Consider the following 12890-nt stretch of genomic DNA (forward strand, 5'->3'; position numbering starts at 1 on the left):
GCTATGCCGGCCGTGTACCGTGGAGTTGAGCCTTGTCGTCATCGCAAACAGCTTCACACTCCGATGCCCCCGATGTTGCGAGGCGCTCCGCTGCGGGAGCCGCTGCTGGGGATGCAGGGAAGGGGCGCGCCGCCGCGGCGTTTTCTGCCTGCCTCACCTTTGAAGACGTGCGTCGCAACTTCGGCACTACGCAGGCGCTGGCGGGCGTTTCGCTGGAGATCGATCGCGGTGAGGTCGTCTGCCTGCTGGGGCCGTCCGGTTGTGGCAAGACAACGCTGCTGCGGATTGCGGCTGGTATCGAGCGGCCGACCGGCGGGCGCGTGCTCATCAATGGACATGAGGTTGCAGGGCCTTCCAGCTTTGTCGTGCCCGAGAAGCGCAGCGTCGGGCTGATGTTCCAGGACTTCGCGCTGTTCCCCCACCTCACGATTGCGGGCAACGTCGCGTTCGGTCTGAAGTCGCTACCGCGCGCGGAAGCCAAGCGCGAGGCGCTGGCGGCATTGAAGCGCGTCGGGCTGGAGCACATGGCTGACGAATACCCGCATGTGCTTTCCGGCGGGCAGCAGCAGCGGGTGGCGCTGGCGCGCGCGCTGGTTCCCCGTCCGGCGGTGATGCTGATGGATGAACCGTTTTCCGGGCTGGACGTCCAGTTGCGCGACGCCATGCAGGAGGAAACGCTGTCGCTGCTGCGCGAGACGGGTGCCACGGCGATGGTGGTGACGCACAACCCCGAAGAGGCGATGCGCATCGGCGATCGTATTGTGGTGATGCGGGCGGGGCGCCTGATCCAGCAGGGGCAGGCGGAAGCGCTGTATCATCAACCCGCGGATCTGTTCGTGGCGCGGCTGTTTTCCGAGATCAACGAGGTCGCCTATCGCGTCGGCGCTGACGGCAAGATCGATACGCCGATCGGAAAACTTGCGCCGCCAGCGGGCCTGCAGGCACACGATGCGGTCACCATTGGCATCCGCGAGCGCGACATTCGTCTGTCGGACAACGGCGAAGGCCTGTCTGGCCGCGTCCTCGATGCGAAGTTTCTGGGCGACGTCGTGCGGCTCGAAGTGGGCATCGAAGGTTTTGATCAGCCGCTGAAAGTGCGGGTGCGCGAGAGTGCCGGGTTCCGGCAGGGACATGATGTTCGCGCTCAGATTGACCCCGAGCGAGCCCTTGTTTTCGCAGCAGAACTACAAAAGTGATGTTTTTGTAAGGTCTTAGCAAGGTTCGGCACGGGTTCGCGCCCTTGCGGTCGCATCCGCTTTCTGCGATACCAAATGAGGCGCGGCAATCTGTGCCAATGAACCGATGCGTTGACGCGGTAGTCTTCGCGGATCAGAGACGCAAACAGAGTAGGAGCGGACGACAATGGGCCTGAGCGGTTGGCATTTGCTCATTCTTGCGCTTGTCGCAGTGCTCGTCTTCGGCGGCAGCGGACGCATTTCCTCCATCATGGGGGATGTCGCGAAGGGCATTAAGAACTTCAAGAAGGGCCTCTCCGAAGAGGAAGAGGGCGAACGCAGCGAGGCCAAGGCCGATCCGCGCGTCATCGATCAGCGTCCTCTTGGTGTAGCCGAGCGCGATTCAACCAAGACCGGTTGAGCGCACTGAGTGCTTCCGGAAAAGTGGGAACCGGTTTTCCGATAAGAAGCACGGGTTAAGAGAGTGCTTCCGGAAAAGTGGGAACCGGTTTTCCGATAAGAAGCACGACAAAACAAACACCTAGAGCCTTTCCGCGATTCAGCGAAACGCTGAAAGGCACTAGCGACGCTGACGAGTTTTGCCACCGGCGTATACCGCGCCGGCCCGTGGGCGCGCCGATAATCGGAACGACGCATGTTCGATCTGACATCAAGCAAGCTGTTGATCCTGGCCGTTGTGGCGCTGATCGTGGTCGGCCCCAAGGATCTGCCGATCCTGTTGCGTACGATCGGCAAGTATCTGGGATTGATGCGCCAGCAGGCGGCAGAGTTCCGGCGCCATTTCGATGAAGCCGTGCGCGATGCGGAATTGGGCGATCTGAAACGTGAGTTTGACAGCGTCGCCAACGAGGTGCGCGCCACCATGCAGGCTGGCTCGCGCGCCATCGATCAGGAACTGCAGTCCGTCGACAAGGTCGCGAACGGCGTCGGAACAGGTGCTTCGGTCTCCGCTGCGCCGACCCCGTCCCGCCCGGCTTTGAGTTCGGAAGCTGCACAATCTTCGGCTGGCGGTGACGCCGATGGCGGAGCCGGCCGGGGGGCTGCATGACCAGCGAAGTGACACAGGCGGCTGCCACAGCGCAGGCCCAGGCGCAGCGCGCCGGACAGGAGGAAATCGACGCCTCCAAGGCTCCGTTGATGGAGCATCTGGTCGAGCTGCGTCAGCGTCTGATCTATTCGCTGATCGGCGTCGGCATCGCGTTTGCCATCTGTTTCGCCTTCGCCAAGCAGATCTATAACCTGCTGGTGCTGCCCTATCAGTGGGCGCACGGTGGCACCGAACCGATCGAAATGATCTATACGGCGCCGCAGGAATTCCTGTTCACGCAGATGAAGCTGGCGCTGTTCGGTGCCATGTGCATCTCGTTCCCGATCATCGCCAACCAGTTCTACAAGTTCGTCGCCCCTGGCCTCTACAAGAACGAGCGCCGTGCGTTCATCCCCTATCTGATCGCGACGCCGTTCCTGTTTCTGCTCGGCGCGATGATCGTCTACTTCCTCGTCATGCCGATGGCGATGAGCTTCTTCCTGTCGATGCAACAGACGGGCGGCCCGGTTGAGATCCACCTGCAGGCGCGCGTCTCGGAATATCTGTCACTCATCATGACGCTGATCATCGGTTTCGGCGTCTGCTTCCAGCTTCCCGTGGTGCTGACGCTGGCCGCGCGGGCGGGTCTCGTAACAGCCGAAACGCTGAAGAAGGGCCGCCGTTATGCCATCCTCGGCATTACCGCTGCGGCCGCGGTGCTGTCGCCGCCCGATCCGTTCAGCATGCTGGCGATGATGGTGCCGACGATGGGCCTGTACGAATTGTCAATCTGGGCCGTGGAGCGTGCGCAGCGCAAGGCGCAGGCGGCAGCGGAGTAGGCTTTTTCTGGCGCTCGGCGATTCTCCTTCGGAGAGCCAGCCGTGGTTGTTTGTTGCGCTCGCCGACTGCGCGCCGCGCAGTCGGCGGCCAGCGATGTTTTTCGCACCGGCGACACCCCTCCGGGGCGCCGGCCGCCGGTGTATGGTTGGTGCGCGCTGTTGCGTCCACCTCCGCACACCGTCATCCCGACGAAGTTCGGGAACCACGTCAGTTTCCGCATGTGCGTTGAGCGGCGCGGTAGGGCAGTGCGCTGGAATGTGCGGTTCGCCTGCTGCGGCCGAACTGCCGCAGTCGGCCATCGCTGTCCGTTTTATTAAAAACTGCAACGTGCATTGACCGGGATTAGCGCTTCGTGCGTGCGCCATACGCGACCTGATCACGGCTGGACCATCCTATCCGCCCCCACTATACCCTCCGTTATTCGACGACGCGTCGAACCGCGGGTGTCTGGCCGGACGCATGACCGTACATTCTGCCCTAGTTCAACGCGCCGACATTCTGTCGTCATGCCGACGGTCGCCGGCACTACGCAGGCCACCGCACCGCTTTTCGAGGTGTCGTGGATCCCGGCCTACGCCGGGGTGACGTTTGATTGTGCGCGCTAGACCATGATCGGTTCGGGCCCTATCAGCCCGAAGCGTGAATCATCGGTCTCATCAAAAGGACTGGAGCGGCATCGCGATTCAAAGATAAGCGATCACGCTCCAGCGAGCAGAGGCAGCCCGTGTTCGACATCAAGTGGATCCGTGACAACCCTGAAGCGTTCGACGCTGGTCTGGCCCGGCGCGGGCTTGGCGCCCAGTCGGCCGAGCTGATCGCGCTGGACGAAGCCCGCCGCTCGCACATCACCAAGCTTCAGGAGGCGCAGGCGCGCCGCAATGCTGCGTCGAAGGAAATCGGCAAGGCCAAGGCCTCCAAGGATGAAGCCACGGCCAGCGCGCTGATGGCGGAAGTCGCCACGCTGAAGGAGTTTCTGACCTCGGGCGAGGAAGAAGAGCGCGTGCTCGACGGCAAGCTGCGCGATGCGCTGTCGGTCATTCCCAACCTGCCGCTTGATGACGTGCCGGAAGGCAAGGACGAGAAAGACAACGTCGAAGTGCGCCGCGTCGGTGAGCCGCCGAAGCTGGAAGGCATCAACCAGCCGCTGCAACATTTCGAGCTCGGCGAGCGCCTCGGCCTTATGGACTTCGAGCGCGCGGCCAAGCTTTCGGGTGCACGCTTCGTGGTGCTGCGCGGTGCGCTTGCGCGGCTGGAGCGAGCGCTGGGCGCCTTCATGCTCGACCTGCAAACAGGGGAAAACGGCTACACCGAGCATATCGTGCCGCTGCTGGTGCGCGATGACGCTGCCTATGGCACGGCGCAGTTGCCGAAGTTTTCCGAAGATCTGTTCCGCACTGAAAATGGCTTCTGGCTCATTCCCACCGCCGAGGTTTCGCTGACCAATCTGGTGCGCGAGGAAATTCTCGACGAAGACGCGCTGCCGATGCGTCTCACCGCGCAGACGCCGTGCTTCCGTTCCGAAGCCGGATCGGCCGGACGCGACACGCGCGGCATGATCCGCCAGCATCAGTTCACCAAGGTCGAGCTGGTCTCGATCACCACGGCGGAGCAGGCGCTGGACGAACACGAGCGTATGACCGCCTGCGCCGAAGAGGTGCTGAAGCGCCTCGGCCTGCCGTTCCGCACCATGCTGCTGTGCACGGGTGACATGGGCTTTGCCTCGCGCAAGACCTACGACATCGAGGTGTGGCTGCCGGGCGAAAACACCTACCGCGAGATTTCATCGTGCTCGGTGTGCGGCGACTTCCAGGGCCGCCGGATGAACGCGCGCTATCGCCCCAAGGGCGCGAAGGACACGCGCTTCGTTCACACGCTCAATGGCTCGGGCCTTGCGGTCGGTCGCACGTTGATCGCGGTGATGGAAAACTACCAGCAGGCCGACGGATCGATCCTCGTTCCGGAAGTGCTGCGGCCCTACATGGGCGGTCTTGAGCGTATCGAGAAGGTTCAGTGACGTGCGCATTCTGGTAACGAACGACGACGGTTACGGTTCGGACGGCATCGAGGTGCTGCGCCGTCTGGCCGAAGAGATTTCGTCCGATGTGTGGGTCGTCGCGCCGGAGAAAAACCAGTCCGGTGCCTCCCATTCGATGACGCTGCATGAGCCGCTGCGGGTGCGCCAGGTGAACGAACGCGGCTTCATGCTGCGCGGCACGCCCACCGACTGCGTGCTGATGGCGGTGCGCCACTTCCTCATCGACCAGCCGCCGGATCTCATTCTGTCCGGCATCAACCACGGCTCCAATCTGGCCGAGGACGTCGCCTATTCCGGCACTATCGCTGCGGCCAGTGAGGGGGCGATGCTTGGCATACGCTCCATCGCCATGAGCCAGGTCGGCGGGTCGCTCGAGCGCGGGCGCAATGTCTATTGGGATACGCCGCTGACGCATGGGCCGGGCCTGCTGACGCGCCTTTTGAAAATGCAGTCGCCCGCCGATGTGGTGCTGAACGTCAACTATCCCGACTGCCCGCCGGAAGCCGTGGCGGGGGTTGAGATCACGCGGCAGGGGCGTCGCGATCAGGCCTCGCTGAAGATTGATGAGCGCGCCGACCCGTGGGGCATGCCGTACTACTGGTTCAACTTCCAGCGCCCGCCTTCCAGCGTTGTTGAAGGCAGCGACCTGGCGGCGATCGATGCCAACCGCATCTCAGTGACACCGCTCAGCCTCAATCGGACGGACGATGCAACACGAAAAGTGTTGGCCGGTACGTTCAACGCTTGAAGTCGTTGAGCGCTGCTAACCGTTGGATAGCGGCGCGGAATTTCGCTGTCGGGGCAGTCTGCGGCACGCGCTAAAAGCGCGTCGCCCCGATTGCGATTGTCATCGCGCTGCCGCTTTCCAGACGCCGCGACGTCCTCAACAATGCACATTGCACGATTACTTTTGCTCCACGGCGGGTGAATGCGCGCGCACGCCAGCGCTGTCGATTTTTCTCTGCCACGGAGCGGTTTTCGCAGCACCTGCTGCGCACCGTTAATGCTCCGTTAACCGCTTAAGGGTTAATGGATGATTGGCAGTAAAGGTGCGTAATCATGATGCGTTTTATGCGTTTTAAAAACGGTAGGGCGACGGCTATTCATCCGGCTGGCCGTGCAGCAGTTCTGATGCTGGCATCGGTTTCCGCTGGCTGCAGCGCCTCGGTGGGCTCTGATTTTTCGAGTTTCGGTTTTAGCGACTCGCAGCAGGTCACCTCCTCATCTTCATCATCGTCGAGCCGGCGCAATCCCAACTATCTGGGCAACGACGGCTATGGCAGCGGTGGCTACAGTGCGCCGCGCAGCTATGGCGATGACCGTGTAGCATCGCAGAATCTTCCTGACGCCACGCCTTCTTCGACCGCCTATTCCGGCGGCCGTCAGGGCACGAATTACGCGGCCGCTGACACACGCTACGACGGCGCTAATTCCTATGGCCGCAGCAGCACCAGCACGAATACGAACACCTACGGGCGTTCGCCGGACAAGCCTGCCAGCAACTACAATTCCTATACCGACAGCGGACGTTACGGCACGGTTGCGCCGTCCTCGACCGCGTCGACAAACCGTTATGATCCGCAGCCCACGCCATCAATGGCAAGCCCTGGCGACACGATCGACGTGCAGCCCGGCGATACGCTCTATGGCCTGTCGCGCCGTTATAACGTGTCGGTTGCCGAGCTGATGCAGATCAACAGCCTGACGAATACCAACCTGCAGGTTGGCCAGCGCCTTTACCTGCCGCAGGGCACGTCCGGCGGCATGGCTTCGGCAGGCACCCGGTACGCGCCGCAGCCTTCTGTGCCGCCGACGCAAACCGCCAGCATTCAGCCGCCACCACCGCCGCCTGTGGCGGATGCCGACAGCCGCTATAATGGCGTCTACACGATGCGTCCGGGCGACTCGCTCTACGCCGTGTCGCGCATGTACGGTGTGCCGGTCGGTGAGCTGCAGCGTGCAAACGGCATCACCGATGCGCGCGGCATCAAGGCGGGCACCGTGCTTCGCGTGCCGACGTCCGGTGGCATGGCGACCGCAAATTCGAACGGCGCGCCGATGCAGCATGTCGCTGTGACGCCGCCGCCGCAGACGACGCAATACACACCCGCTGCAAACGGTAACTCTTCGCAACCGACGATGCTGAACGGTTCTGGCGGTTCGCAATCGACGAGCCTCGGGCAGGGCAGCCAGTACACGCAGGTTGCCACGCGCAATACCAACGATGTGGCTGTTGGCAAGCCGGCTAGTGCATCGGGTAGCGATAAGCTGCGCTGGCCGGTGCATGGGCGGATCATCACCGGCTTCGGCCAACGGGCTGATGGCACGCACAACGACGGCATCAATCTGTCGGTGCCGCTGGGAACATCTGTGCACGCAGCTGAATCCGGCACCGTCGCCTATGCCGGCGCTGAGCTGAAGGGTTATGGAAACCTCATCCTGCTGCGCCACGACAACGGTTGGGTGACGGCCTACGCACACAACGATCAGCTGATGGTGAAGCGTGGCGACAAGGTGCAGCGCGGTCAGGTCATCGCTACTGCAGGGCGCACCGGTTCCGTCGATCAGCCGCAGGTGCATTTCGAGCTGCGGCAGGGCTCCAAGCCGGTTGATCCGGTGCCGTTCCTGGAGCGTGTGGCATCGCGCTGATCCAGTCGGACTGAACAATATAAAAAAGCCGGGCGTCATTGCCCGGCTTTTTTGTTGTGACGTTGATGGCGTCAGCTCTGCTCGGCAGGCAGTGTGCCAGTCGGTCTAATTTGCGTTTCGAGTTAGCTCGCGGCCATAGAGTTTGCGCAACTCGTCCTTTGCCCGCTCCAGAACATCGCGCCGTTCGTCCGACAGCTTGCTGCCAGCGCGATTGATGTAAAATGTCAGCATCGACATCGCCGAGCGATATGGTTCGGGTTTGCGGCGGTGGCTGCGCTCGGCGGAACGTTTGAGGGATGCTGCGATTTCGGCTGGATCATCGAACTTAAAGACGTCCCGCTCCAGCGTCATGGCATTGCTGCGCTTGGTAACGTTGTCTGACCATTGCGCTGATTTGTGATCGGTGGAGGACATCGGCATGAAACCTGATCTGGCGATGGGGGAGCAGCACCGGGCTTTCGTGCCAAAAGCATTGCGGATCGATGATGAACGGACTGACAATGCGCGCCTCGCCGAAATTGGTCGCCTTCTGCCAAACACCATTTCTTCTCCGCGTTGCATATTGCCTCTTCGAGGCTGCAACGCTCACCATGCTGAGTAAGTTCCGCTTAACAGGTGGCTGCGCACCTAACCTTGCAAGCGCTGCATGATGGCCATCGCAGCCTGCGGGGCGCGAATCTTTCCTTCGTGAATGAAGTAGACGAACACGTCGCGCGGTTTCTTTGGCGTTTTGTGTTTGTCATCGACGCGCGGAAGATCGTCCGGCACTCCGCCCGCCGACCATGTTTTCAGCCGTTCCGTCCAGCGGTCGAGCGCCTTGGGCGCATAGCAGGCCTTGTCGGCGTCGCTGCCCTTCTGCAGCCGCGCATACACAAAATCGCCGGTGATATCGGCGATGGCCGGATAGCTTGCATGCTCGGCAAACACCACCGGCATGGCGTGTTGGCGTGCAAGGGCGATGAAGTCCGGAGTGCAGAAGCTCTCATGGCGCACTTCGAGAACATGGCGAAGCTTCACGCCATCAACGGATGGCGGCAGCAGATTGAGGAACGCGCCGAAGTCATCAGCATCGAACTTCTTCGTCGGCGCAAACTGCCACAACAGCGGTCCGAGCTTGTCGCCCAGCTCCAGCGGACCGGACTCAATGAAGCGCTGAATGCTGTCGCCCGCCTCCGCCAGCACGCGCCGGTTTACGGCATAGCGCGGCCCTTTGAGCGCAAACACGAAGCCATCGGGCGTTTCGCTGGCCCACTTGGCAAACGTTTTTGGGGTTTGCGTGCGATAGAACGTGCCGTTCACTTCGATGGTTGGAACATGCTCCGCTGCGTAACTCAGCTCGCGTGCGTGTGCCAGCTTCTCCGGATAGAACGTGCCGCGCCAGGGCTCGAACGTCCAGCCGCCCATGCCTGCGCGAATGATGCCGTGCTTGGCCGTTGTCATCTACTTTTCGCCCTGCGTTTTGGCACATTCTGACGGTGCCGTCCGGGTCAGGCATGGTCAAGCGGTTTCGTCGATGGCCTCGTAGACGTTTGTCGCCAGCTGCTTTTGAAGCGCCATCGCGTTGGCGGTTGCGGCACCGACGGCCGTATTATCGAAGATGCACCAGACGCTGCACCCGGCATTTTCCCTGCGGGTTATGTCGGCAGCCAGCGTGTTCAGCCATGCATCCGAATAACTGGAGTAATACATGCGCGGGCTGCCGTGCAGGCGATAATAGCAGAGCGCTGGAACACCGCCCGGACGCGATGCCTCGGCAATTCTGGCCGGATCGGCGGCAACGCGCGCAACCGCGAACGTCCGCAACAGTGCGTCACTTTCCGCATCGAACCAGCTTCGATGGCGCGGCTCGCACGCAAGCGGCCCGTCATAGCGATCACGCAACAGCGCGAAGAAAGCTTCGGCGTCGGTGGCTGACATCGCGAGGCTTGGCGGCAACTGCAGCAGCAGCACGCCAAGCTTCGGCCCGAGCGCCGCGACTTCGGCAAGGAAGCTGTCGAGTTCCTCAGTGCAGTTGCGCAGCCGTCTTACATGCGAAATGGCCCGCGGCATCTTTACGGCGAACGCAAACGTATCCGGCACGCTGGCGCTCCATCGCGCGTAGGTGCTGGCCCGGTGCGGCCGATAGAATGACGAGTTTATTTCCACCGCGTTGAAGCGGGCGGCGTAGCGCTGCAAATGCGTGCCTGCGTCGGCAGTCGGGAAATGGTGCTGATGTTCGCTGCGCAGCGCCCAGCCAGCACAACCGATGCGGATCGCTCGCCGGAATTGGTCCATGCGTTGAGCTCGCCCTCTGGAGAGCACCCATCAGATAGCGCCGATGCTAACGGGCCGATAATTTTGGTTTCGCTATCGGCTTGCAATGGTTGCCAACCGTTAACCGGGCTGGGCATGCCTCGGAAAGCACCTCCTGCTAACCGGCCGTTACGTGCGTCCGTGCTACCTGCTGCGATAAAGTCATCTTGCCGGATCAGGCGGACAATCTTCACGGGCGAGCGGGGGCCGAGTTGCGATTTTTTATCCGAACGCTGCAGCGCATCGCCATCTTCGCGATTGGCGCCGTCAGCATCTGGCTCATCGTGTTCGTCGTGTTCGATTTCGCCGACAAGCGCATGCCGGTGGCCATCGCGCTGGCGTTCACATATGCAATCGCCGCCTATGTGGTGTTGCCATATGCGGTGCGCATGGCGCTGAAATTCTCGCAGCTTCGCCACGTACCAAGTTTTACCGTCGCTGCCGACGGCCTGCCGGCCGATCCCGTCAACTTGGCGCTCTATGGCAGCGAAGATGAACTGAAGGCGGCTTTTGCTGCCATCGGCTGGGTCGAAGCTGACAAACTTGGCTTCGCTTCTTCCGTGCGCATGGTGAAGGCGTTCGTGCTGAACCGGCCTTATCCCACCGCGCCGTTCTCAACGCTGTTTCTGTTCGGGCGCGGGCAGGACATCGGCTTCCAGAAGGCAATCGACGATAGCCCGCGTAAGCGTCACCATGTGCGTTTCTGGGCGCGGGTGATGCCGAACGACGACGAGGTGCAGTCGGCGCGCTTCTGGCTCAATCAGGAGGTGCCGCCGAAGGGCGCGCGCCTGTCGTGGGTTGGGGCGGGCACGCGCGACACAGGCTTTGGTCTGACGCGCATGACCTTCCAGATCACGCATGCGACGGACTCAGACACCAACGCGGAACGCGATTACATCATGGGCCAGCTGAAGGCCGCCGACTGCATCGGTGAGATCGTTTCCGTGCGCGCGGGCGACAGCGTCAGCGAGCACCACGTCAACCACTACGTCACCGATGGCGATGTTGCGGTCGCTGCGCTGGGCAAAGGCGCGGTGTTGCCGTGATGTGATGCGGCGCTTGCTGCATCTGCTCCACCGCGCGCTTGGTGTCGGCTGCTTACGCTGGCCCTTGCATCACCGATTTCACATCCTTGAATGCCAGCTCCGGATTGCGCTCGGCCACCCAGTTCAGGCTGAACTCGGAAGGCGCAAGATAAACGTAATCGCCATCAGCGTCGGTCGCTATTGCGGGGCGGTTGGCCTCGATGAACGCGGTGAGCTTGGCGCGATCAGGCGCTTCGATCCAGCGGGCCACCGTGCACGGAGCGGTCTCGAAGGCGATCGGCAAACCGTATTCGTGGATCAGGCGATCGCCCAGCACATCGAGCTGCAGCGCGCCGATCACGCCAACGATCGGCGGCGTGCCATCCACGGGCGTGAACATGTGCACCACGCCTTCTTCCGCCATTTCGGTCAGCGCGTCCTTCAGCTTTTTGGCGCGGATAGCATCCTCGAGCCGGATGCGGCGCAGAATTTCCGGCGCAAATGACGGGATGCCGAGGAACTGCACGTTCTCGCCCTCGGTCAGCGCATCGCCGATGCGCAGCGTGCCGCGGTTGGGAATGCCGACGACGTCGCCCGCGAAGGCTTCCTCGGCGAGCGAGCGGTCCTGCGCAAAGAAGAACTGCGGCGCCGTAAGTGCCATCGTTTTATCCGAGCGCACATGCTTCACCTTCATGCCGCGCGTCAGCTTCCCCGAGCACAGCCGCATGAAAGCCATGCGATCGCGGTGGTTCGGGTCCATGTTGGCCTGGATCTTGAAGATCACGCCGGTCATGGCAGGTTCGGTGGCTTCGATCGTACGGGCGGCGGCCGGACGGCTGAGCGGTGGCGGCGCGTAGGCGATCAGCGCATCCAGAATATCGCGCACGCCGAAATTCCTCAGTGCGCTGCCGAAATACACCGGCGTCAACGTGCCTTCGCGGAATGCCTTCAGATCGAAGTTGCCGCACGCATCGCGCACCAGCTCGATTTCCTCGCGCCATTTCGCAAGGTCGACCGGGTCGAGGAGGCTGTCGAAAATCGGGTCGTCGGGCCCTGAAACGGTTTCGCCTTCCGGATTTTCATCGACGCGACGGAAGCGATCCTTCTGCAGGTCATACGTGCCGCGGAAGTTGCGGCCCATACCCACCGGCCACACCATCGGCGCGGTATCGAGCGCAAGCACCTGCTCGATCTCGTCCAGCAGTTCCAGCGGCTCGCGCGCTTCGCGGTCCATCTTGTTGATGAGCGTGATGATGGGAATGTCGCGCAGGCGGCAAACTTCGAACAGTTTGCGCGTGCGCGATTCAATACCCTTGGCTGCGTCGATCACCATGATGGCGCTATCGACAGCCGTCAGCGTGCGATAGGTCTGGTCGGCGAAGTCTTCATGGCCCGGTGTGTCGAGCAGGTTGAAAACGGAATCTGCGTATTCGAACGTCATCACCGAGGTGACGACGGAAATGCCGCGCGACTTCTCGATGGCCATCCAGTCAGAGCGTGTGTTGCGTCCGTCCTTCTTGGCCTTCACCTGACCGGCAAGCTGAATAGCGCCGCCGAACAGCAGCAACTTTTCCGTCAGCGTCGTTTTACCGGCGTCGGGGTGAGCGATGATGGCGAAGGTGCGCCGGCGGCGTATTTCAGCGGCAAGCTTTCCGGCCGGACTGTTGGCCGGTGCAGAAGGGACGGGCGCGGGTTCGTCGGACATATGGGCTGCCGCCTGCAATTGGGTGCGCACCGGGGCGCAGGGAAGGGAAGGATTTAGCCAGCCCCTTAGCACCGTTCAAACGCGAGGTCGATGCCTGCGGAAGCCGCGCTATTGAACCGGG

13 protein-coding genes are annotated in these 12890 nt (G+C 62.2%); 9 read left to right on the top strand and 4 right to left on the bottom strand.

Translation table 11 applies throughout. The features are described from left to right. The first annotated feature begins 32 nt into the window (after positions 1-32). The 7 genes from C6Y62_RS12085 (at position 33) to C6Y62_RS12115 (ending at position 7747) form a co-directional block, all read left to right on the top strand. Entirely contained in the window at positions 33-1196 is a 1164-nt protein-coding gene (locus C6Y62_RS12085; protein WP_173954125.1) for an ABC transporter ATP-binding protein, read from the top strand. A 166-nt stretch (positions 1197-1362) separates the two neighbouring features. Further along, on the top strand, positions 1363-1596 hold the full coding sequence (gene tatA, locus C6Y62_RS12090; RefSeq protein WP_068461046.1) for a twin-arginine translocase TatA/TatE family subunit: 234 nt from the start codon (positions 1363-1365) through the stop codon (positions 1594-1596). A 234-nt stretch (positions 1597-1830) separates the two neighbouring features. Next, positions 1831-2244 (top strand): Sec-independent protein translocase protein TatB, encoded by a 414-nt coding sequence (gene tatB / locus C6Y62_RS12095; protein ID WP_068461048.1) that lies wholly within the window; start codon positions 1831-1833, stop codon positions 2242-2244. Then, on the top strand, positions 2241-3062 hold the full coding sequence (gene tatC, locus C6Y62_RS12100) for a twin-arginine translocase subunit TatC (RefSeq protein ID WP_173954126.1): 822 nt from the start codon (positions 2241-2243) through the stop codon (positions 3060-3062). Before tatB ends, tatC begins: the two co-directional genes overlap by 4 nt. 725 nt (positions 3063-3787) lie before the next feature. Next, positions 3788-5077, top strand: coding sequence for a serine--tRNA ligase (gene serS, locus C6Y62_RS12105; RefSeq protein ID WP_173954127.1), 1290 nt, complete (start codon positions 3788-3790; stop codon positions 5075-5077). 1 nt (position 5078) lies between these two features. After that, a complete protein-coding gene (surE, locus tag C6Y62_RS12110; protein WP_068461054.1) occupies positions 5079-5846 on the top strand; it encodes a 5'/3'-nucleotidase SurE in 768 nt (255 codons plus the stop codon). 323 nt (positions 5847-6169) lie between these two features. Then, entirely contained in the window at positions 6170-7747 is a 1578-nt protein-coding gene (locus C6Y62_RS12115) for a peptidoglycan DD-metalloendopeptidase family protein (RefSeq protein ID WP_173954128.1), read from the top strand. Between the two features lie 105 nt (positions 7748-7852). On the opposite strand, the gene C6Y62_RS12120 is transcribed toward C6Y62_RS12115, so the two are convergent. Continuing rightward, positions 7853-8161 (bottom strand): DUF3175 domain-containing protein, encoded by a 309-nt coding sequence (locus C6Y62_RS12120; protein WP_173954349.1) that lies wholly within the window; start codon positions 8159-8161, stop codon positions 7853-7855. 4 nt (positions 8162-8165) lie between these two features. On the opposite strand from C6Y62_RS12120, the gene C6Y62_RS16225 reads away from it, so the two are divergent. Beyond that, positions 8166-8348: a hypothetical protein gene (locus tag C6Y62_RS16225; protein WP_210258060.1), complete on the top strand. Its 183-nt coding sequence runs from the start codon at positions 8166-8168 to the stop codon at positions 8346-8348. Between the two features lie 26 nt (positions 8349-8374). On the opposite strand, the gene C6Y62_RS12125 is transcribed toward C6Y62_RS16225, so the two are convergent. Both C6Y62_RS12125 and C6Y62_RS12130 read right to left on the bottom strand, forming a co-directional pair. Next, positions 8375-9187 carry a DUF72 domain-containing protein gene (locus tag C6Y62_RS12125; RefSeq protein WP_173954129.1) on the bottom strand — a complete coding sequence of 271 codons (813 nt, stop codon included), beginning with the start codon at positions 9185-9187 and terminating at the stop codon, positions 8375-8377. A 57-nt stretch (positions 9188-9244) separates the two neighbouring features. Further along, a complete protein-coding gene (locus C6Y62_RS12130; protein WP_173954130.1) occupies positions 9245-10021 on the bottom strand; it encodes a DUF72 domain-containing protein in 777 nt (258 codons plus the stop codon). A 230-nt stretch (positions 10022-10251) separates the two neighbouring features. Between C6Y62_RS12130 and C6Y62_RS12135 the strand changes: the two genes are divergently transcribed. Continuing rightward, positions 10252-11085, top strand: coding sequence for an LssY C-terminal domain-containing protein (locus tag C6Y62_RS12135; protein WP_173954131.1), 834 nt, complete (start codon positions 10252-10254; stop codon positions 11083-11085). A 52-nt stretch (positions 11086-11137) separates the two neighbouring features. Here C6Y62_RS12135 and C6Y62_RS12140 read toward each other — a convergent pair whose 3' ends face one another. Continuing rightward, the gene (locus C6Y62_RS12140; protein WP_068461068.1) at positions 11138-12769 is read right to left on the bottom strand and encodes a peptide chain release factor 3; all 1632 of its coding nucleotides are present in this window, start codon (positions 12767-12769) and stop codon (positions 11138-11140) included. Positions 12770-12890: the final 121 nt, after the last annotated feature.

It is taken from the genome of Hyphomicrobium sulfonivorans (assembly GCF_013306565.1).
Taxonomy (GTDB): Bacteria; Pseudomonadota; Alphaproteobacteria; order Rhizobiales; family Hyphomicrobiaceae; genus Hyphomicrobium_A; species Hyphomicrobium_A sulfonivorans.